The sequence below is a fragment of the Salmonella sp. SA14318 genome, assembly GCF_029866905.1.
Classification (GTDB): domain Bacteria; phylum Pseudomonadota; class Gammaproteobacteria; order Enterobacterales; family Enterobacteriaceae; genus Salmonella; species Salmonella enterica.
This window is the reverse complement of sequence record NZ_CP123282.1, coordinates 3,330,602-3,350,719: the sequence shown is the minus strand read 5'-3', so window position 1 is coordinate 3,350,719 and position 20,118 is coordinate 3,330,602. Positions and strand designations below refer to the sequence as shown.

The window sequence follows — 20,118 nt, the reverse complement described above, 5'->3', positions numbered from 1 at the left end:
CGCGCGGCGCCGCTAATGCGAAAGCGTAGAAAGCTCTTCCGGCGTAATGCCGGTGACGCTGGCGATGAGCCCGGGTTCCAGCCCGTTGGCAAGCATTTTGCGGGCAATAGCGCGCGCTTCGGCCTCACGGCCTTGTGCTAACCCTTGCTCAAGGCCCTTTTGCAACCCTTCCGTTCGGCCTTTTTCTTCCAGCCATTCCGCTATTGTCATCAGTTGTTCCTTATACTGCGGCGCGCCCTGCGCCAGTTGACGAATCAGCGCTCCGGGTTCTGCGGCGTTTCCTGCTTTCAACATATAGTTGATTAGTACACTGAGCTGCGTGTCCGTCAAATGATCCTGCGTTAAAAGCGTGATAAGGGGGGCGAGCAGTTCGCTTAAATCGCGTTGACGAATATGTTTTTGCAGGAGCTCTAACATCGCTATCCGCCGATGCTGCAAAAGCTGATTATCCGGCATTGTCGTCAGGTCGACCAGCGCAAATTCATGACTGTATAAGGCCTTCGCCATATCCGGTTTCACAAACATATTATGCCAGTTAAGGCTATAGGGCCACGGGCTTTCCGGACCGTGATAAAAGAGGATTGGTACCACCAGCGGCAAGGTATCATGGCCGGCATCCAGATGACGCTGCATGGCGGCAATGGCGTAACGCATCAGGCGAAAAGCCATCAGCCGGTCTGATTTGCTCTGATGTTCAATGAGCGCGTAAACATACCCGGGGCCGTGTTGGGTATGCAGAGAGTAGAGAATATCTGAATAGCGGCTGCGTAAATTGTCTTCAACAAAACTCCCTGACTCCAGCTTCAGTGAATCCAGATCGCAGATTGCAAGAAAGGCTTCTGGCAAGTGGATAGCCAGAAAGTCGCGGGCGACCTCTTTTTGCATCAGCATCTGTCGAAATACCGCATCGTGCGGCGTGGTGGGTAGACGTTCCATGCCCCGTCCTTTGTTGCCTGACTGTAGCGACCACTCTGTCAGCGACAACGAGGACAAACCAGCGGGCAATTACTCTGTTTGCGAGTCGTCTTCCGTACTTTTTAACTTGTTTTCATAATCACGCATAACTATTTCCAGCGCGCGTAGCACCGTTCGTGCCGGTAAGCGATTCTCTTCAAGCAGCATAATTAAATCCACGGCCAGTTTGATTTCATCAGGGGCATTTTCAAGCGACATACTTTCTCCAGGGTTAGCGGGTTAAACGCGCCAGTACGTTTTCTATTTTCTCCAGCGCATGTCGACAGCGCGCCAGCCGTCCTTCATAGATCTCGACTTCCTTTTGCAGCGTTTGTTGTTCGACAAGGCCGGTCGCCTGCGCCAGACGAATTTTGCGCTCCTGTGTCATCGCCAGTAGTCGACGTTCAAACTCCTGATGCTGTATTCGTCTGCGCTGCCAACGGCCAAGCCCTGGCGCGGCGGCGTCCCACTGGCGCAGCGACCAGGCGGCGGTTTCACGCGATATCGCCTCCAGTTGCGAAGCCAGATGTTCCGCCAGCCAGGCGACTTGCGGCAGTTGCTCATGTTTTACCGCCTGACGCAACGCGGCGAGATTGGCGTCAGCCTCTTCCAGATATCCCTGCAACAGAGTACTGCGGGTACGGAAAAGGTGTCGGTCAAAGCGCGCGCTTAACGTCGCATGTTGCGCCAGCGGCGCGCAGCGTTGGCGTAGCGTCGCCAGCCTCTCTTCCAGCGTCTGTAACAGCATAGCGGTTTTCAATTCAACACCCCGATGAAAATAAGACAGGCTGTGCTACAGTAGCCTTCTGTTTGATAACGATTCGCATTATGCAACGTACTATTTTAATCATCATTGGCTGGCTGGCGGTAGTATTAGGGACACTGGGCGTGGTTTTGCCCCTGTTGCCGACTACGCCGTTCATTTTACTGGCGGCCTGGTGTTTCGCCCGCTCGTCGCCGCGTTTCCATGCCTGGTTGTTATACCGCTCATGGTTTGGCGGTTATCTGCGCCACTGGCAGCGCTATCGGGCCATGCCGCCGGGAGCGAAACCGCGAGCGATCGCGTTGATATTGCTGACCTTTGGTATTTCGCTGTGGCTGGTGAATATGATGTGGGTGCGGGTGCTGCTGTTGGTTATTTTGGCCTGTCTGCTGATTTTTATGTGGCGGATACCGGTGATTGATGAAAAGCAACAAAAGCGCTGAAGCACACGAATCGCTGTTGCAATTGTCGTTCACAGCCAGTAAATTCGACCGTTTTCGAGCACAGGCGCAGGCGGTCAAAGAGTAACCGAGCGTTACCCCTGACCGAAAAGTATTGCGCCGTGAGTAACACCGTACTTAGCAGGCATATATCCATGACCGCGACTGCACAGCAGCTTGAGTTTCTCAAAAACAGCATCAAAAGCATTCAGGATTACCCGAAACCGGGCATTCTTTTCCGTGATGTCACCAGCTTACTGGAAGACCCGAAAGCCTACGCGCTCAGTATTGAACTGTTGGTTGAGCGTTATAAAAATGCGGGTATCACCAAAGTGGTCGGCACCGAAGCGCGTGGCTTCCTGTTTGGCGCGCCGGTTGCGCTTGGGCTGGGCGTTGGTTTTGTTCCGGTACGTAAACCGCGCAAATTACCGCGTGAAACTATTGCCGAGACCTATGAATTAGAGTACGGCACCGATCAGCTGGAAATTCATGTCGACGCGATTAAACCTGGCGACAACGTGCTGGTCGTGGACGATCTGCTGGCGACTGGCGGCACCATTGAGGCGACCGTGAAGCTGATCCGTCGTCTGGGCGGGAAAGTCACCGATGCGGCGTTCATCATTAATTTGTTCGATCTGGGCGGCGAGCAGCGTCTGGAAAAGCAGGGGATTACCTGTTATAGCCTGGTGCCGTTTCCAGGGCATTGATTCAGGCTATCCGCACTGCTATTTTAGCCAGAGAGACAACCTCGCTGTATCGGCGAGGTTGTGTTAGCATTACCCTTCTATGAATCCACCTTCCAGCGTTTCAGAGCCTGCCAATGAGTTATCAGGTCTTAGCCAGAAAATGGCGCCCACAAACCTTTGCTGACGTCGTCGGCCAGGAACATGTGCTGACCGCACTGGCGAACGGCTTGTCGTTAGGGCGCATTCATCACGCATATCTTTTTTCCGGCACGCGCGGCGTCGGTAAAACCTCTATCGCCCGACTGCTGGCGAAGGGGCTGAACTGCGAAACCGGCATTACCGCGACGCCGTGCGGCGTTTGCGATAACTGTCGGGAAATTGAGCAAGGGCGTTTTGTCGATCTCATTGAGATTGACGCCGCATCGCGTACCAAAGTCGAAGACACCCGCGACCTGCTGGATAACGTCCAGTACGCGCCTGCGCGCGGTCGCTTTAAAGTCTATCTGATCGATGAAGTCCACATGCTGTCGCGCCACAGCTTTAATGCGCTACTTAAAACGCTTGAAGAGCCGCCAGCGCATGTGAAATTTTTACTGGCGACCACCGATCCGCAGAAGCTGCCGGTGACCATTTTGTCGCGCTGCCTACAGTTTCATCTCAAAGCGCTGGATGTTGAACAGATTCGCCATCAGCTTGAGCATATTCTCAATGAGGAACATATCGCTCACGAACCCCGCGCGTTGCAGTTGTTATCGCGGGCGGCTGACGGCAGCCTGCGCGATGCATTAAGTCTGACTGACCAGGCGATCGCCAGCGGCGACGGGCAGGTTTCGACGCAGGCGGTAAGCGCCATGCTCGGTACGCTGGACGACGACCAGGCTTTGTCATTAGTCGAGGCGGTGGTTGACGCTAACGGCGAACGCGTCATGTCGCTTATCAACGAGGCGGCGGCGCGCGGTATTGAATGGGAAGCGCTGCTGGTCGAAATGCTTAGCCTGCTGCACCGTATTGCGATGGTGCAACTTTCGCCTGCCGCGTTAGGCAGCGATATGGCGGCTATCGAGCAACGGATGCGCGAACTTGCCCGGACGGTGCCTCCCGGCGATCTTCAGCTCTATTATCAGACGTTGTTGATTGGTCGCAAAGAATTGCCCTGGGCGCCGGACCGGCGGATGGGCGTTGAAATGACGTTACTGCGTGCGCTGGCGTTTCACCCGCGTATGCCCTTGCCGGAGCCTGAAACGCCGCGGCAGTCTTTTGCGCCCGTGGCCCCAACGGCGGTAATGACGCCGCCGCAGGTGCAGCAGCCGTCGGCGCCCGCGCCGCAGACATCGCCAGCGCCGCTGCCGGCATCTACCAGTCAGGTGCTGGCGGCGCGCAATCAGCTACAGCGCGCGCAGGGAGTAACCAAAACAAAAAAGAGTGAACCGGCAGCCGCATCCCGCGCGCGGCCGGTGAATAACTCTGCGCTGGAGCGGCTGGCCTCGGTTTCGGAGCGCGTACAGGCGCGCCCGGCGCCGTCTGCGCTGGAAACGGCGCCAGTAAAGAAAGAGGCTTATCGCTGGAAGGCCACCACGCCGGTAGTACAAACCAAAGAAGTGGTGGCTACGCCAAAAGCGCTTAAGAAAGCTCTGGAGCATGAAAAAACGCCGGAGCTGGCGGCTAAACTGGCGGCGGAAGCGATTGAGCGCGATCCGTGGGCGGCGCAGGTAAGCCAGCTTTCTTTGCCTAAGCTGGTGGAGCAGGTGGCGCTCAATGCCTGGAAGGAGCAGAACGGCAACGCGGTTTGTCTGCATCTGCGCTCGACGCAGCGGCACCTCAATTCCAGCGGCGCGCAGCAAAAGCTGGCGCAAGCGCTCAGCGATCTGACGGGAACGACGGTTGAACTGACCATCGTTGAAGATGATAATCCCGCGGTGCGTACGCCGCTGGAATGGCGTCAGGCCATTTATGAAGAGAAACTCGCGCAAGCGCGTGAGTCAATTATTGCGGATAATAACATTCAGACGCTGCGTCGATTCTTCGACGCCGAGCTGGATGAAGAGAGTATCCGCCCCATTTGATCGTAAGCCCGGCTTGCGATTGTGAACCATCAAGAGAGAGAGCTTATGTTTGGAAAAGGCGGTCTGGGCAATCTGATGAAGCAGGCCCAGCAGATGCAGGAAAAAATGCAGAAAATGCAGGAAGAGATTGCGCAGCTGGAAGTGACCGGCGAATCCGGCGCGGGTCTGGTGAAGGTTACCATCAACGGCGCGCATAACTGCCGCCGCGTGGAAATTGACCCAAGCCTGCTGGAAGATGACAAAGAGATGCTGGAAGATCTGGTCGCTGCGGCCTTCAACGATGCGGCGCGCCGCATTGAAGAGACGCAAAAAGAGAAGATGGCTTCCGTCTCTTCCGGTATGCAACTGCCGCCAGGCTTTAAGATGCCATTCTGATGCAAACCAGTCCGCTGTTAACTCAGCTTATGGAAGCGTTGCGCTGCCTTCCGGGCGTCGGCCCTAAGTCGGCGCAGCGGATGGCGTTTACCCTGTTGCAGCGCGATCGCAGCGGCGGAATGCGCCTGGCGCAGGCGCTGACCCGGGCGATGTCGGAAATCGGCCACTGCGCCGACTGCCGCACCTTTACCGAGCAGGATGTTTGTAATATCTGCTCGAACCCGCGGCGTCAGGAAAACGGCCAGATTTGCGTGGTGGAGAGTCCTGCGGATATCTACGCCATTGAGCAGACCGGGCAATTTTCCGGGCGGTATTTCGTGCTGATGGGCCACCTGTCGCCGCTGGACGGCATCGGGCCGGATGATATCGGTCTCGATCGTCTGGAACAGCGGCTGGCGTCAGAAAAAATCAGTGAGCTGATCCTCGCGACCAACCCGACGGTTGAAGGGGAGGCTACCGCGAACTATATTGCCGAGCTGTGCGCGGAGGCCGGCGTCGAAGCCAGTCGTATCGCCCACGGCGTGCCGGTTGGCGGCGAACTGGAGATGGTCGACGGTACGACGCTGTCCCACTCGCTGGCGGGACGCCATAAGATTATTTTCTGAACAAACGGAGGCGGCATTCGCGGCCTCCGCTTGAAATCACACCCGCTTGTCCCCATCTCACCCTCAACGTATTTTTACCATTAAAAATGGCATTGTTGAGGTCTATCCACATGAAAGGACAAGAAACGCGTGGTTTTCAGTCAGAAGTTAAACAACTTCTGCACCTGATGATCCATTCTCTTTATTCCAATAAAGAAATCTTCCTGCGTGAACTCATCTCTAACGCCTCAGATGCGGCGGACAAGCTGCGTTTCCGCGCTCTGTCAAACCCGGACCTGTATGAAGGAGATGGCGAGCTGCGTGTGCGCGTCTCTTTCGATAAAGATAAGCGTACGTTGACCATTGCCGATAACGGCGTGGGGATGAATCGTGATGAGGTGATTGACCACTTAGGCACCATCGCCAAGTCCGGCACCAAATCTTTCCTCGAATCAATGGGATCCGATCAGGCGAAAGATAGCCAGCTCATTGGTCAGTTTGGCGTAGGCTTCTACTCCGCGTTTATTGTGGCCGATAAAGTGACCGTACGTACTCGTGCGGCAGGCGACAAGCCGGAAAATGGCGTGTTCTGGGAATCGGCAGGCGAAGGCGAATACACCGTTGCCGATATCACCAAAAATGATCGTGGTACGGAAATCACCTTACACCTGCGTGAAGGCGAAGATGAATTCCTCGATGACTGGCGCGTACGCTCGATTATCAGTAAATATTCCGATCACATCGCATTGCCGGTAGAGATTGAAAAACGGGAAGAAAAAGACGGCGAAACCGTGATTTCCTGGGAGAAAATCAACAAGGCCCAGGCGCTGTGGACCCGTAACAAGTCGGAAATTAAAGACGACGAGTACAACGAGTTTTACAAGCACATCGCGCATGATTTCACCGATCCGCTGACCTGGAGCCACAACCGCGTGGAAGGTAAGCAGGAGTACACCAGCCTGCTGTATATCCCGTCGCAGGCGCCGTGGGATCTGTGGAACCGCGATCACAAACATGGTCTGAAGCTGTACGTACAGCGCGTGTTCATTATGGACGATGCCGAGCAGTTCATGCCGAACTATCTGCGTTTCGTGCGCGGCCTGATTGATTCTAATGACCTGCCGTTGAACGTCTCCCGTGAAATCCTGCAGGACAGCACAGTAACGCGTAATCTGCGTAGCGCTCTGACCAAACGCGTCCTGCAAATGCTGGAAAAACTGGCGAAAGATGACGCGGAAAAATACCAAACCTTCTGGAAACAGTTCGGTCTGGTGTTGAAAGAAGGCCCGGCGGAAGATCACGCCAACCAGGAAGCGATCGCTAAACTGTTGCGCTTTGCCTCCACCCATACGGACTCTTCCGCCCAGACCGTGTCGCTGGAAGATTACGTCTCCCGGATGAAAGAAGGGCAGGAAAAAATCTACTACATCACCGCAGACAGCTATGCGGCGGCGAAAAATAGCCCGCACCTGGAACTGCTGCGTAAGAAAGGCATCGAAGTGCTGCTGCTCTCCGATCGCATTGACGAGTGGATGATGAACTACCTGACCGAGTTTGACGGTAAAGCATTCCAGTCGGTCGCTAAAGCCGATGAGTCCATCGAAAAACTGGCGGATGAAGTCGACGAAAACGCGAAAGAAGCGGAAAAGGCGCTTGAGCCGTTCGTGGAGCGTGTCAAAACCCTGCTGGGCGATCGCGTGAAAGAGGTGCGTCTGACGCATCGTTTAACCGACACGCCGGCGATTGTCACCACCGATGCGGATGAAATGAGCACCCAGATGGCGAAACTGTTCGCCGCGGCCGGTCAGTCCGTGCCGGAAGTGAAATACATCTTTGAGCTCAACCCGGATCATGTGCTGGTCAAACGCACTGCCGATACCGAGGATGAAGCGCAGTTTAAAGAGTGGGTCGAGCTGCTGCTGGATCAGGCGCTGTTCGCTGAACGCGGTACGCTGGAAGATCCGAACCAGTTTATCCGCCGTATGAACCAGTTGCTGGTGTCCTGATAACGCTCATCTGATTGCCGGATAGCGACGCGAAGCATCTTATCCGGCCTACGGACGGGTACTGTTTTGTGACTGCCGGATGGCGACGTGAAACGTCTTATCCGGCCTACGGACGGGTACTGTTTTGTGACTGCCGGATGGCGACGTGAAACGTCTTATCCGGCCTACGGACGGGTACTGTTTTGTGACTGCCGGATGGCGACGCGAAGCGTCTTATCCGGCCTACGGGCGAGTACTGTTTGTAGGCCGGATAAGCGCCAGCGCCATCCGGCATTTTTTATAATACCTTCTCTTTTCTGGATTTCTCTTCGTTAACCGTTTCAGCATCAGGCGGCTTCCTTGAGCGAAATGCGTGATGGTGGTATCGTTTAGCGCTTTTTAAAAAATATCGACAACCTTTGAGGGGATTTTCGTAATGCGTATTATTCTGCTTGGCGCTCCGGGCGCGGGTAAAGGAACTCAGGCTCAGTTCATCATGGAGAAATATGGTATTCCGCAAATCTCCACTGGCGATATGCTGCGCGCCGCAGTGAAATCAGGCTCCGAGTTGGGCAAACAGGCGAAAGATATCATGGACGCCGGTAAACTGGTGACCGATGAACTGGTGATTGCGCTGGTTAAAGAGCGTATCGCCCAGGAAGACTGCCGTAACGGTTTTCTGCTGGACGGTTTCCCGCGCACGATCCCGCAGGCTGACGCGATGAAAGAAGCGGGTATTGTCGTGGATTACGTGCTGGAATTCGACGTACCGGACGAACTGATCGTTGACCGTATTGTGGGTCGTCGCGTACACGCCGCCTCTGGCCGCGTTTACCACGTTAAGTTTAATCCGCCGAAAGTGGAAGGCAAAGATGACGTCACCGGCGAAGATCTGACGACCCGTAAAGACGATCAGGAAGAGACCGTTCGCAAACGTCTGGTGGAATATCATCAGATGACCGCGCCGCTGATTGGCTACTACCAGAAAGAAGCGGAAGCGGGCAACACCAAATACGCTAAAGTTGACGGTACGCAGGCCGTTGCCGACGTGCGCGCAGCGCTGGAAAAAATCCTCGGTTAATTTTTTCGCGTAGTGAAGCACTTATCAGGCCTGCTGTTATCCCACAGGTCTGATTAGCGTAACGCCATCAGGCAATCGGTGCCGGATGGCGGCCTGAACGCCTTATCCGGCCTGCTGGTATCGTTAGCGCCATTCGGCGAATTCTCGTCTTACCTCTCGCAGCAATTAGTTCTTCTTTATCACTTTTCCGCTACAATTATCAACAATTTGAATAGATAAGAGGCGGCAATGCGTCAGACGAAAACCGGTATCCTGCTGGCTAACCTTGGCACGCCAGATGCCCCAACTCCCGAAGCGGTAAAGCGCTACCTGAAACAATTTTTAAGCGACAGACGCGTGGTGGATACTCCTCGTCTGCTGTGGTGGCCGCTGCTGCGTGGCGTTATTTTACCGCTGCGTTCGCCGCGCGTCGCGAAACTCTATCAATCTATCTGGATGGATGGCGGTTCGCCGCTCATGGTATATAGCCGCGAACAGCAACAGGCGCTGGCCGCGCGGTTGCCAGACACGCCCGTCGCGCTGGGGATGAGCTACGGCTCGCCCTCGCTGGAAAGCGCTATCGATGAGCTGTTAGCAAGCGACGTCGACCATATCGTCGTGCTGCCGTTGTACCCGCAATACTCTTGCTCAACGGTGGGTGCAGTCTGGGACGAACTGGGGCGGATACTAGCGCGTAAACGTCGTATTCCCGGTATCTCATTTATTCGCGATTACGCGGATGACGGCGCTTATATCGATGCGCTGGCGAAAAGCGCGCGTGAGTCGTTCGCCAGACACGGCGAGCCGGATGTGCTTCTGCTCTCTTATCACGGCATTCCACAACGTTATGCGGATGAAGGCGATGACTACCCGCAGCGCTGTCGCGATACCACGCGCGAACTGGTTTCCGCATTGGGACTGCCGCCGGAAAAGGTAATGATGACGTTCCAGTCGCGCTTTGGCCGTGAACCGTGGCTGACGCCGTACACCGATGAAACGCTAAAAATGTTGGGTGAAAAGGGGACTGGCCATATTCAGGTCATGTGTCCGGGGTTTGCCGCGGATTGTCTGGAGACGCTGGAAGAGATAGCGGAACAGAACCGCGAGATTTTCCTTGAAGCGGGCGGTAAAAAATATGCGTACATTCCGGCGCTGAACGCGACGCAGGAACATATTGATATGATGCTGAAACTCACGGCGCCGTACCGTTAACGCGGTGTCTTCATCCTCGCCATAAAGAAGCGTGCGCCGTCCTGCAAGGCATCGTCGGCGATTGTCATCATTCGCGAATAGTGCAGAAAGGCGTGCAGCGTGCCGGGATACATTTTGTATTCGCAGGGCTGCTGGTGCGCCTGTAATGTCTGGTGCAGCAAGCGGCTGTCATCAATGAGCGGATCAAACTCCGCGCTGGCAATAAAGCAGGGCGGCACATCGCGCGTGAGATCGTTATTAAACAGACAATACCAGGGCGATTCCCGATCTTCATCGTTACGCAGATAGGCCTTTTCGTACATGTCCAGATCTTCACGCGTCAGGCCGTCCCACGCGCCGCCGAACAGACGGCGGCTTACCGAATCCTGCAACCCATACAGCCCATACCACAACAGAATCGCGATAACGTTACCGCAGCGAATGTGCTTATCACGTAGCCAGAGCGCGCTGGCAAGCGCCAGCATGGCGCCTGCGGAATCTCCGGCGAAACCGATTTTCTCCACGTTGAGCGAGTATTCATCGGCATGTTGAGAGAAGTAGCTGCATACCGCGACGGTTTCTTCAATGGCCTGCGGATAACGCGCTTGCGGCGACAGCGAATAATCAATACCGATCACGGTGCAGCCGGTATAACGCGCCAGCAGACGCATTATCCGGTCATGCGTATCCAGATTACCGAGGATAAATCCGCCGCCGTGCAGATAGTATAAGGTGGCCTGACTGGTCGGCTGCGGCGAGTAGAGCCGGGTTGTTACATCGCCATAAGGCGTAGGGACGGCGCAGGTGCGGGTGGTCATGGACGGCGCGTCGGCATTCCAGAAACGGCGCTCAAGAAGATAATACTGACGCTGGGTCTCAATATCGCCATCGGCAGGCCAGGGGGGAAGGCCTGGTTGCTGGAAGTTTACGACGGCTGTCATTTCGTCAGACAGTCGGGTGAGTACGGGAATTTTATTTTCCGGCTTCATAAAACGCTCCTTGTGAAAGTGAACCATTGTAAAAAACGCGGCTGGAGAAACTGCGATCTCGTCGTCCGATATTGAAACGCCATCGTCCGTCGCGCGCAGCGGGGGGAATGTGCTACCATGCAGCGCTCCGTTATTCATCCGTAAGCACAATCATGAAATTTCCCGGTAAACGTAAATCCAAACACTATTTTCCCGTCAATGCGCGTGACCCGTTGTTGCAACAAATTCAGCCAGAACAGGAAACCAACGCCTCCTGGGTCGTCGGTATCGACCAGACGTTGGTGGATATTGAGGCGAAAGTGGATGACGATTTTATTACACGCTATGGATTAAGCGCCGGGCATTCTCTGGTGATAGAAGACGAGGTGGCGGAGAAGCTGTATCAGGAACTGACGCGGAAAAATCTGATCACCCATCAGTTTGCTGGCGGCACCATAGGCAATACGATGCACAATTACTCGGTACTGGCGGATGACCGTTCGGTGTTACTGGGCGTGATGTGCAGCAACATTGAGATTGGCAGCTACGCTTATCGCTACCTGTGTAATACTTCCAGCCGTACCGACCTGAATTATCTGCAAGCGGTAGATGGCCCGATTGGCCGCTGTTTCACGCTGATTGGCGAATCCGGCGAGCGTACCTTCGCTATCAGCCCCGGCCATATGAATCAGCTACGGGCGGAAAGTATTCCGGAAGCGGTGATCGCTGGCGCTTCCGCGTTGGTGTTGACCTCATATCTGGTGCGCTGTAAGCCTGGCGAACCGATGCCTGACGCGACGATGAAAGCGATCGAATACGCGAAAAAGCATAACGTGCCGGTTGTCATGACGCTGGGCACCAAATTTGTGATCGCCGATAATCCGCAGTGGTGGCAGGCGTTTCTCAAAGAGAATGTCTCGATTCTGGCAATGAATGAAGAAGAAGCGGAAGCGCTGACCGGCGAAAACGACCCGCTGCTGGCGGCGGATAAGGCGCTGGACTGGGTCGATCTGGTGTTATGCACCGCCGGGCCGATAGGGTTATATATGGCAGGCTTCACCGAAGAGGAAGCAAAACGTAAAACCCAGCATCCGCTGCTGCCGGGGGCTATTGCTGAATTTAACCAGTATGAATTTAGCCGGGCAATGCGCCATAAAGATTGTATTAATCCGCTGCGCGTTTATTCGCATATTGCGCCGTATATGGGCGGGCCGGAAAAAATCATGAACACCAACGGCGCGGGCGATGGCGCGCTGGCGGCGCTGCTGCACGATATTACGGCGAACAGTTACCATCGTAGCAACGTACCGAACTCCAGTAAGCACAAATTCACCTGGCTGACCTATTCGTCGCTGGCGCAGGTGTGTAAATATGCTAACCGTGTCAGTTATCAGGTACTGAACCAGCATTCTCCGCGTCTGACACGCGGGCTGCCGGAGCGTGAGGACAGCCTGGAAGAGTCGTACTGGGATCGCTAATCTGGCTTGCCCGATGGCGCTGCGCGCATCGGGCCGTCCGGAAAACCCTTAACTGGCGACGACTTCACCTGCGGGCGGCGTTTCAAGCAGTTCCAACATCGCCCGGGCAATTTCTCGCTCGCCCATCACTACCTGATTGGCTCCCCGCTCGGTAATATATTTCACTTCATCATCATAGTGCGCGCGGGCGATTATCTCGATATCAGGGCTTTTTTCCCGCGCTGAGGCGACAATCTCGCCGGCTTCGTAACCGTTGGGGATGGTCAATAATAGCCAGCGGGCGCAGTCCAGATGCGCCAGATTCATTATTTCTTCGTTAGCGGCGTTGCCCAGCACGGCGCGAATCCCGCGTTCGCGCAGTTCATCCACGCGGGTACGGGACGTTTCGATAACCACCAGCGGAATCCCCGCCGCCAGTAATTTTTCTCCCAGCAGACTGCCTACGCGGCCAAAACCCACCAGCAGGGCATGATTACAGATATCCACCGGAATTTGCTTCTCTTCTTCGATAGCCTCTTCCAGAGTTTGCTCTTCCAGCGTTTCGGTTTTCGCCAGATACTTCTCCAGCAGGGTAAACAGTACGGGATTAAGCATAATCGACAAAATAGCGCCTGCCAGCACCAGGTTCTGTCCCGCTTGCGGCAGCAGATTGAGCGCCATGCCGAGTCCGGCGAGAATAAAGGCGAACTCGCCGATTTGCGCCAGGCTGGCGGCAATGGTCAGCGCGGTTCGCGGCGAGTGGCCGAACATACGCACCAGGAAAAACGCAGCGATCGATTTGCCAAAGACGATAATGGCAAGTGTCGCCAACACCGCCAGCGGCTGTTGAATCAAGACTAACGGATCGAACAACATGCCGACGGAAACAAAAAACAGGACGGCAAAGGCGTCGCGCAGCGGCAACGTATCGTGCGCCGCCCGGTGACTCAGTTCCGACTCATTAAGCACCATTCCAGCGAAGAACGCGCCCAGCGCAAAAGAGACGTCAAACAGTTCTACCGCGCCAAACGCAATGCCTAACGCCAGCGCCAGTACGGAAAGGGTAAATAATTCGCGCGAGCCGGTGGCGGCGCTGCGGGCCATAATCCACGGCACCAGGCGGCGTCCGACCAGCATCATGATGGCGATAAACGCCACCACTTTACCAATGGTTATCCCCATATCGACTGCCAGCGAGGCTATGCCGACATCGCCTTTTTCCACCATGCCGGCAACGGCGGGCAGCAAGACCAGCGTCAGCACCATCACCAGATCTTCGACAATCAGCCAGCCGATGGCGATTTGCCCGCGCTGGCTATCAAGGAGTTGTCGCTCCTCAAGCGCGCGCAGCAGGACGACGGTACTGGCGGTAGACAGACAGAGCCCAAAAACGATGCCGGTCATTAATGACCATCCCAGCACGGCGGAAAGCGCCATACCCAGCAGCGTCGCCACCGCTATCTGAGCGACAGCGCCGGGAATGGCGATAGACTTTACCGCCATCAAATCCTTCAGCGAAAAATGCAGCCCGACGCCGAACATCAATAGAATCACGCCGAGCTCCGCCAGCTCCGGCGCCAGTTTGGTATCCGCAACAAAACCCGGGGTAAAAGGTCCCGCCAGAACGCCCGCTAACAGATATCCCACCAGTGGAGAAATACGCAATTTGTTGGCAATCATGCCGAGAATAAAAGCGAGCACAAGGCCGCCGACAATGGTGGTGATAAGCGGGGTAGCGTGATGCATTCCGTCTCCTTTGGTTGCTGGACTCCAAAACTCCGGGTAATAGTTTATGACAATTTCAATCAGGATGTTTATAAAAAATGGTTGTGTTTTATAAAAAAATACAATCTGACGGTAAAAAGAGCACGGAACGGAAAAGTGATAAGTATGGGATGGGCAAAGCATGATGGCATCGGGATGTACAGGCGGTTAAAGCGTACCTTTAACCGCCATAAAATCACGCTTTATGTCGATTATCAGGTAAGAATATGGTCAGTATCCCCAGAAGCGGCAGGAAAGCACAGATTTTATAAACTAAATAGATACTGGTATGGTCGGCAATCAGCCCCAGCACCGCTGCGCCCAGGCCTCCCATCCCGAAGGCAAACCCGAAAAACAGGCCGGAAACCATACCGATGCGTCCTGGCAGCAGCTCCTGGGCATACACCAGAATGGCGGAAAACGCCGACGCGAGAATAAAGCCGATAATCACCGTTAAAATCCCCGTCCAGTACAGTGTGGCGTAGGGTAAAACAAGGGTAAACGGCGCGACGCCGAGAATAGAGCCCCAAATCACATATTTCCTGCCGATTTTATCGCCCACCGGCCCGCCGATTACCGTCCCGGCAGCCACCGCAAACAGGAAGGCAAACAGATGGAGCTGCGCGTTTTGTATTGATAATCCGAATTTTTGCATCAGATAAAAGGTGTAATAGCTACTGATGCTCGCCATATAGAAATATTTCGAGAAAATGAGTAGCAATAATACGCTGACCGCCAGCACGACTTTATTGCGCGGCAGCGGGTTAGCGATTATCGCTTTTGGCTTGCCTTTCGCTATCCGGTGCTGGGCTGCATACCAGCGGCTGATCTGCGCCAGCACCACGATCGCCAGCAGCGCAGCCAGCACAAACCAGGCGACATTCCCTTTGCCATAGGGCGCGATAATCACGGCGGCCAGCAGCGGGCCCAATGAACTGCCGAAGTTACCGCCGACCTGGAAGATAGACTGCGCCAGACCATGACGTCCGCCGGAGGCCATGCGCGCCACGCGGGACGATTCCGGGTGAAAAACGGACGAGCCGGTACCCACCAGCGCCGCAGCGAGCAATACGCCGCCAAAACTTCCCGCCATTGCCAGCAGTACCAGCCCGCTCAGGGTAAAACACATGCCGACAGGCAGCGACCACGGCATGGGATACTTATCCGTCCAGTAGCCGACGACCGGTTGCAGCAGCGATGAGGCGAGCTGGAACGTCAGGGTGATCAAACCTATCTGGACGAAGGTCAGCGAGAACTCCGCCTGCAACAGGGGATAAATGGCTAAGATTAGCGACTGGATCATATCGTTCAGCAGATGGGAAAGACTGATCGCGCCCAAAATACCAAACGAAGTACGTGCTTTAGCGGCCGCTGCGGGCGCGCCGGCTAACGGCTGGGTTGGTTCACTCATGGCCATAGAAAGTCACTTAAATTTTATGCGATGTTGGAGATAGTAGGATGTGTAATTATTACTTGCCTAACATACCTGTGAAATGTGTTTGAAGGAAGTCTCAATTCTGAAAACATATTTGTCTATTATTGCAAGGAAAGGTAATTTCTGCGGTTGATATTGAGTCAGGGAGAGAAAGATGAAATTTTTGAAACGGGGTGTGGCGCTAGCGTTACTGGCGGCGTTCGCGCTGACGACTCAGCCTGCACAGGCTTACGAAAAAGATAAAACCTATAAAATTACTATCCTGCATACCAACGATCACCACGGTCACTTCTGGCGCAGCGAATATGGCGAATATGGTCTGGCGGCGCAAAAAACGCTGGTGGACAGTATCCGTAAAGAGGTGGCGCAAGAGGGGGGAAGCGTCCTGTTGTTATCCGGCGGCGACATTAATACCGGGGTGCCGGAATCCGATCTCCAGGATGCGGAGCCCGATTTCCGCGGGATGAATCTGATTGGCTACGACGCTATGGCCGTCGGTAATCATGAATTTGATAACCCGCTCACCGTATTGCGCCAGCAGGAAAAGTGGGCGAAGTTTCCCTTTCTTTCCGCCAATATTTATCAAAAAAGTACCGGCGAGCGTCTGTTTAAGCCGTGGGCTATTTTTACACGCCAGGATATAAAAATCGCGGTAATCGGCTTAACCACCGATGACACGGCGAAAATAGGCAACCCGGAATATTTCACCGATATTGAGTTTCGTAAACCTGCTGAAGAAGCAAAGGTGGTGATTCAGGAACTTAATATGAATGAAAAACCGGACGTGATTATCGCGACCACGCATATGGGACATTATGACAACGGCGATCACGGTTCGAACGCGCCGGGCGACGTTGAGATGGCGCGTAGCCTGCCTGCCGGTTCGTTGGCGATGATTGTGGGCGGTCACTCACAAGACCCGGTATGCATGGCGTCGGAAAATAAAAAACAGGTGAATTACGTACCGGGAACGCCCTGCGCGCCGGATAAGCAAAATGGCATCTGGATCGTGCAGGCGCATGAGTGGGGTAAATATGTGGGTCGCGCGGATTTCGAATTCCGTAACGGCGAGATGAAAATGGTTAACTACCAGCTTATTCCGGTAAATCTCAAGAAAAAAGTGACCTGGGATAACGGGAAAAGCGAGCGTGTACTTTACACGCCGGAAATCGCCGAAAATCCGCAAATGCTCTCGTTATTAACGCCGTTCCAGAATAAAGGTAAAGCGCAACTGGAGGTGAAAATTGGTAGCGTGAATGGCCTTCTTGAAGGCGATCGCAGTAAGGTCAGATTTGTCCAGACCAATATGGGACGGGTGATTCTGGCTGCGCAGATCGCGCGCACCGGCGCCGATTTTGGCGTGATGAGCGGCGGCGGTATTCGCGACTCGATTGAGGCGGGAGATATTACCTATAAAAGCGTGCTCAAGGTACAGCCGTTCGGCAACATTGTGGTGTATGCCGATATGAGCGGCAAAGAGGTGGTTGATTATCTCACCGCCGTAGCACAGATGAAACCGGACTCCGGCGCCTATCCACAGTTCGCCAATGTGAGCTTTGTCGCCAAAGAGGGCAAGCTCACCGATCTGAAAATCAAAGGCGAGCCTGTTGATCCGGCTAAAACCTATCGCATGGCGACGCTGAGTTTCAACGCCACGGGCGGCGATGGTTATCCGCGCATCGATAACAAACCGGGATACGTGAATACCGGGTTTATTGACGCGGAAGTGCTGAAAGAGTTTATTCAGCAGAATTCACCGCTGGATGCGGCGGCGTTTACGCCAAAAGGCGAGGTGAGCTGGCTGTAGCGGTACGGATAGCCATCACTGCCTGATGGCGCGCAGCCTTAAGGCCTACGGATTATGTCTGCTGTAGGCCGGATAAGGCGTTTGCGCCGCTATCCGGCAATGTATTTTACGCAGGCTTAATCCCGACGCGCGATATCAGCGAATTTAGCACCCAGTATGGCGGCCAAATCGTCAGCCGCCAGTTCAATATCCAGCCCGCGTTTACCACCGGAAACATAAATAGTGGCAAACGTGCGGGCTGGCGCGTCAATCAGCGTAGGCAGCCGTTTCTTCTGTCCCAGCGGACTGATCCCGCCGACCAGATATCCCGTGGTGCGTTGCGCCACCATCGGGTCGGCCATATCGACCTTTTTCGCGCCCAGAGCTTTGGCGACTTTTTTCAAATCCAGCTGTCCGGCTACAGGCGTCACGGCGACGGCCAGTTGTTTCATATCGCCATTCACGGCAACCAAAAGCGTTTTATACACCTGATCGGCGTTTAGCCCGAGCTTACGCACCACTTCATCGCCAAAGTTAGTTTCATTCGGATCGTGATCGTAGGTGTGAATGTTAAACGGAATCTTGTTTTTTTCGAGTAACTTAACTGCGGGTGTCATAACGTTCCTTCTTACTACAGACGTGATTTGCCATCAGCATACGCCCGAAAGCGGACTAAAAAATAGTATAATCTTGTGCATTAGGTCTTGGCAGTTGCGGCAACTTTGAGCGACAATCTGAAGATCCGAAGCGAAAGCGTCGGGATAATAATAACGATGAAATTCCTCTTTGACGGGCCAATAGCGATATTGGCCATTTTTTTATTTCAATATTTGCGGTAGGTTGCCTTCGCCGTACAGATGTAGCGCCCCTACGGCTACCACGTAGCGTCCCGGCGGCAGTGCCAGCAGCGCGTCGCGCCAGGCTTCATTGCGTTTCACCATCAGTACATCATACAGCGGTTGGCTAAACGTTCTGGGGAGCGAAGCGCCGACGCTGGTCGGCGGCTGTTCAAGCCACCAGCCGATCATCACCTGCAAAAGCCGTGCGTTGGTGTGCCAGTGCGTCAGAGTGTCGTCGAGCAGCGCCATCCCGCCATCGGGCAGATCGCAGAGTAGTTCGAGCTGGTGTTTCGCCCCTTCCAGCTCTTGCACCGGCAGCGACATTTCGCGGGCAGCCTGTAATAGCTGATAATCAATGCCATAGTCCGGGCGCAATCCCAGCCGTTGCGCCTGCGTGGCCTGTAGCACCATAGCTATCTGCCATAAAGGTTGATTATCAAAATGGATCAGCGGCATACCCAACTCGCTGACCCGTTTTTCCAGTGCGCTTAGCTGCCCGGCGCTGAGACGTTCGACCAACGGCGGGCATTTGGGGAGATTGCTGAATGGCGTTTCGTTACCAGAAATATCCGCTTCAACGACCAGCGCGTCGGCCTGGCGTAGCTTTTTCACCAGCTTTGCTGGAAGAGGAGCCATATCGCGTGTCCCCATATGAATACTGCCAACCAGATGCAGATGACGACCGCCGGGCAGGGAGAGATCGATAGCAGGCCAACTATTTGGGGTACCACGCAGCGCGCGCCATAAACGTTTAAGTTGATTTAATAACTCCATACGCGCTCCCTTTGAAAAAGCTCATGCTAGCGCGTTGGAGAAAAGGGCGCAATGCGCCCTGACGGGACGTCAACGATCGGTCGGGTTATTCGCTGCCGTCGAGATAGGCCGTTCTGGCGATGGTCATTTCAAGCTGGCATTTATAAATACTGATGCGCTTTTCAGCGGGTATGGCCTCGGATTTGGCATCGCTAAGTTTGCCGCACTGCTGCTCTTTTTTGGTCACCCAGACTCGCTGCTCTTGTTTTAATGCCGTTCGGGCAGAAGCGGGTAGCGATTTCCAGACCTGATTAAGCTCGCGATCTCTACTCTCAAATTTCTTTGCTGCGATTTCAATCAGTGAGTTATTTTTTTTCTTTATAATGCTATCACCAGATACCGTCATTCTTGCCATTACATAAATAGACCGCGCCAATTTATCGGTTTTTTGCACAGGGGTGACAACAATATCTTTGTTGTTGTCTGCTAGCTGAATATTGTAGTTAACCTGTTTCCAGGTCACCGTATTGTTTATTACCTGTCCATCCCCTTGTGAAATATAGAATAGAGTGTTTGGTAAGTCTTTCATTAATTTAAATAATGGCTGAGGAATACCCATGGCGACGGTAGCCGAGCAAGTTCGTAAGTTGGCATTTTCTGCTTGAGGGTTCTGCGTGATTACATCACTGAATTGAACAGGAATAGCCCGGAGTTGTTGCTCGTATTGAGTTTGGGGGATATCGAAGAAAAGTGTGGAGGGCTCTTTAATATAGTCTTGCTGTAAACGACCTAATGCTTCATTGTAAATCCATTCTTTTGCCGCCGTGACTGCATTATCGTTGCCACATTTTAACTCTGGAGTGGAATCAAATAACCCTGCATAACTGACGGCGGGAGAAAGCAGGAAAAGAAGCGTAACTGCTTTTCTAAACATAAATAACACATCCTTATGATTCAAAAAAACATTATAAAATGTTGTTTTTTATTTTTCTACAGAATGTGCGGTTAAATTTTT

19 protein-coding genes and 1 other annotated feature are annotated in these 20,118 nt (G+C 54.0%); of the genes, 10 read left to right on the top strand and 9 right to left on the bottom strand.

The features are described 5' to 3' along the window. Positions 1–12: 12 nt before the first annotated feature. The 3 genes from QEN32_RS16130 to priC all read right to left on the bottom strand — a co-directional run bounded on the left by QEN32_RS16130 (position 13) and on the right by priC (position 1,714). Positions 13–936, bottom strand: coding sequence for an Rpn family recombination-promoting nuclease/putative transposase (locus tag QEN32_RS16130; RefSeq protein WP_094897758.1), 924 nt, complete (start codon positions 934–936; stop codon positions 13–15). A gap of 69 nt (positions 937–1,005) precedes the next feature. Then, positions 1,006–1,173, bottom strand: coding sequence for a pleiotropic regulatory protein RsmS (gene rsmS, locus QEN32_RS16125; RefSeq protein ID WP_000051158.1), 168 nt, complete (start codon positions 1,171–1,173; stop codon positions 1,006–1,008). Between the two features lie 13 nt (positions 1,174–1,186). Next, the gene (priC, locus tag QEN32_RS16120) at positions 1,187–1,714 is read right to left on the bottom strand and encodes a primosomal replication protein N'' (protein ID WP_001575715.1); all 528 of its coding nucleotides are present in this window, start codon (positions 1,712–1,714) and stop codon (positions 1,187–1,189) included. A gap of 68 nt (positions 1,715–1,782) precedes the next feature. On the opposite strand from priC, the gene QEN32_RS16115 reads away from it, so the two are divergent. The 8 genes from QEN32_RS16115 to hemH all read left to right on the top strand — a co-directional run bounded on the left by QEN32_RS16115 (position 1,783) and on the right by hemH (position 10,122). Next, on the top strand, positions 1,783–2,160 hold the full coding sequence (locus QEN32_RS16115) for a DUF454 family protein (protein WP_001189860.1): 378 nt from the start codon (positions 1,783–1,785) through the stop codon (positions 2,158–2,160). 152 nt (positions 2,161–2,312) lie between these two features. Further along, positions 2,313–2,864 carry an adenine phosphoribosyltransferase gene (gene apt, locus QEN32_RS16110; protein ID WP_000127350.1) on the top strand — a complete coding sequence of 184 codons (552 nt, stop codon included), beginning with the start codon at positions 2,313–2,315 and terminating at the stop codon, positions 2,862–2,864. A gap of 113 nt (positions 2,865–2,977) precedes the next feature. Next, positions 2,978–4,906: a DNA polymerase III subunit gamma/tau gene (gene dnaX / locus QEN32_RS16105; RefSeq protein WP_000121967.1), complete on the top strand. Its 1,929-nt coding sequence runs from the start codon at positions 2,978–2,980 to the stop codon at positions 4,904–4,906. After that, positions 4,239–4,303 (top strand) — a sequence feature (DnaX frameshifting element). Its footprint overlaps the gene before it by 65 nt. 45 nt (positions 4,907–4,951) lie before the next feature. Beyond that, a complete protein-coding gene (locus tag QEN32_RS16100) occupies positions 4,952–5,281 on the top strand; it encodes a YbaB/EbfC family nucleoid-associated protein (RefSeq protein ID WP_000467098.1) in 330 nt (109 codons plus the stop codon). Beyond that, the gene (recR, locus tag QEN32_RS16095) at positions 5,281–5,886 is read left to right on the top strand and encodes a recombination mediator RecR (protein ID WP_001195023.1); all 606 of its coding nucleotides are present in this window, start codon (positions 5,281–5,283) and stop codon (positions 5,884–5,886) included. Before QEN32_RS16100 ends, recR begins: the two co-directional genes overlap by 1 nt. Positions 5,887–5,996: 110 nt before the next feature. Further along, positions 5,997–7,871, top strand: a complete 1,875-nt coding sequence (gene htpG / locus QEN32_RS16090) for a molecular chaperone HtpG (protein ID WP_001523272.1) — start codon at positions 5,997–5,999, stop codon at positions 7,869–7,871. A gap of 415 nt (positions 7,872–8,286) precedes the next feature. After that, positions 8,287–8,931, top strand: coding sequence for an adenylate kinase (gene adk / locus QEN32_RS16085; RefSeq protein ID WP_001220237.1), 645 nt, complete (start codon positions 8,287–8,289; stop codon positions 8,929–8,931). Between the two features lie 228 nt (positions 8,932–9,159). Beyond that, complete coding sequence (gene hemH / locus QEN32_RS16080; RefSeq protein ID WP_265321882.1) at positions 9,160–10,122, top strand: ferrochelatase; 963 nt, start codon at positions 9,160–9,162, stop codon at positions 10,120–10,122. Here hemH and aes read toward each other — a convergent pair. Beyond that, positions 10,119–11,090, bottom strand: coding sequence for an acetyl esterase (aes, locus tag QEN32_RS16075; protein WP_000801786.1), 972 nt, complete (start codon positions 11,088–11,090; stop codon positions 10,119–10,121). The genes hemH and aes overlap by 4 nt on opposite strands. Positions 11,091–11,242: 152 nt before the next feature. On the opposite strand from aes, the gene gsk reads away from it, so the two are divergent. Beyond that, positions 11,243–12,547, top strand: coding sequence for an inosine/guanosine kinase (gsk, locus tag QEN32_RS16070; RefSeq protein ID WP_265321883.1), 1,305 nt, complete (start codon positions 11,243–11,245; stop codon positions 12,545–12,547). Between the two features lie 48 nt (positions 12,548–12,595). Here the strand turns inward: gsk and ybaL are convergent, their stop codons facing one another. Both ybaL and QEN32_RS16060 read right to left on the bottom strand, forming a co-directional pair. Continuing rightward, positions 12,596–14,272, bottom strand: a complete 1,677-nt coding sequence (gene ybaL / locus QEN32_RS16065) for a YbaL family putative K(+) efflux transporter (protein ID WP_000546202.1) — start codon at positions 14,270–14,272, stop codon at positions 12,596–12,598. A 214-nt stretch (positions 14,273–14,486) separates the two neighbouring features. Then, a complete protein-coding gene (locus QEN32_RS16060) occupies positions 14,487–15,707 on the bottom strand; it encodes an MFS transporter (protein ID WP_001251593.1) in 1,221 nt (406 codons plus the stop codon). Positions 15,708–15,879: 172 nt separating this feature from the next. Between QEN32_RS16060 and ushA the strand changes: the two genes are divergently transcribed. Continuing rightward, entirely contained in the window at positions 15,880–17,532 is a 1,653-nt protein-coding gene (gene ushA, locus QEN32_RS16055) for a bifunctional UDP-sugar hydrolase/5'-nucleotidase UshA (RefSeq protein WP_000670398.1), read from the top strand. 116 nt (positions 17,533–17,648) lie between these two features. On the opposite strand, the gene ybaK is transcribed toward ushA, so the two are convergent. The 3 genes from ybaK to QEN32_RS16040 all read right to left on the bottom strand — a co-directional run bounded on the left by ybaK (position 17,649) and on the right by QEN32_RS16040 (position 20,037). Further along, positions 17,649–18,128, bottom strand: coding sequence for a Cys-tRNA(Pro)/Cys-tRNA(Cys) deacylase YbaK (gene ybaK / locus QEN32_RS16050; protein WP_000186618.1), 480 nt, complete (start codon positions 18,126–18,128; stop codon positions 17,649–17,651). A 201-nt stretch (positions 18,129–18,329) separates the two neighbouring features. Beyond that, positions 18,330–19,124: a TraB/GumN family protein gene (locus QEN32_RS16045; RefSeq protein WP_000421861.1), complete on the bottom strand. Its 795-nt coding sequence runs from the start codon at positions 19,122–19,124 to the stop codon at positions 18,330–18,332. 85 nt (positions 19,125–19,209) lie between these two features. Next, positions 19,210–20,037 carry a lysozyme inhibitor LprI family protein gene (locus QEN32_RS16040; RefSeq protein ID WP_000488545.1) on the bottom strand — a complete coding sequence of 276 codons (828 nt, stop codon included), beginning with the start codon at positions 20,035–20,037 and terminating at the stop codon, positions 19,210–19,212. Between the last annotated feature and the right edge of the window lie 81 nt (positions 20,038–20,118).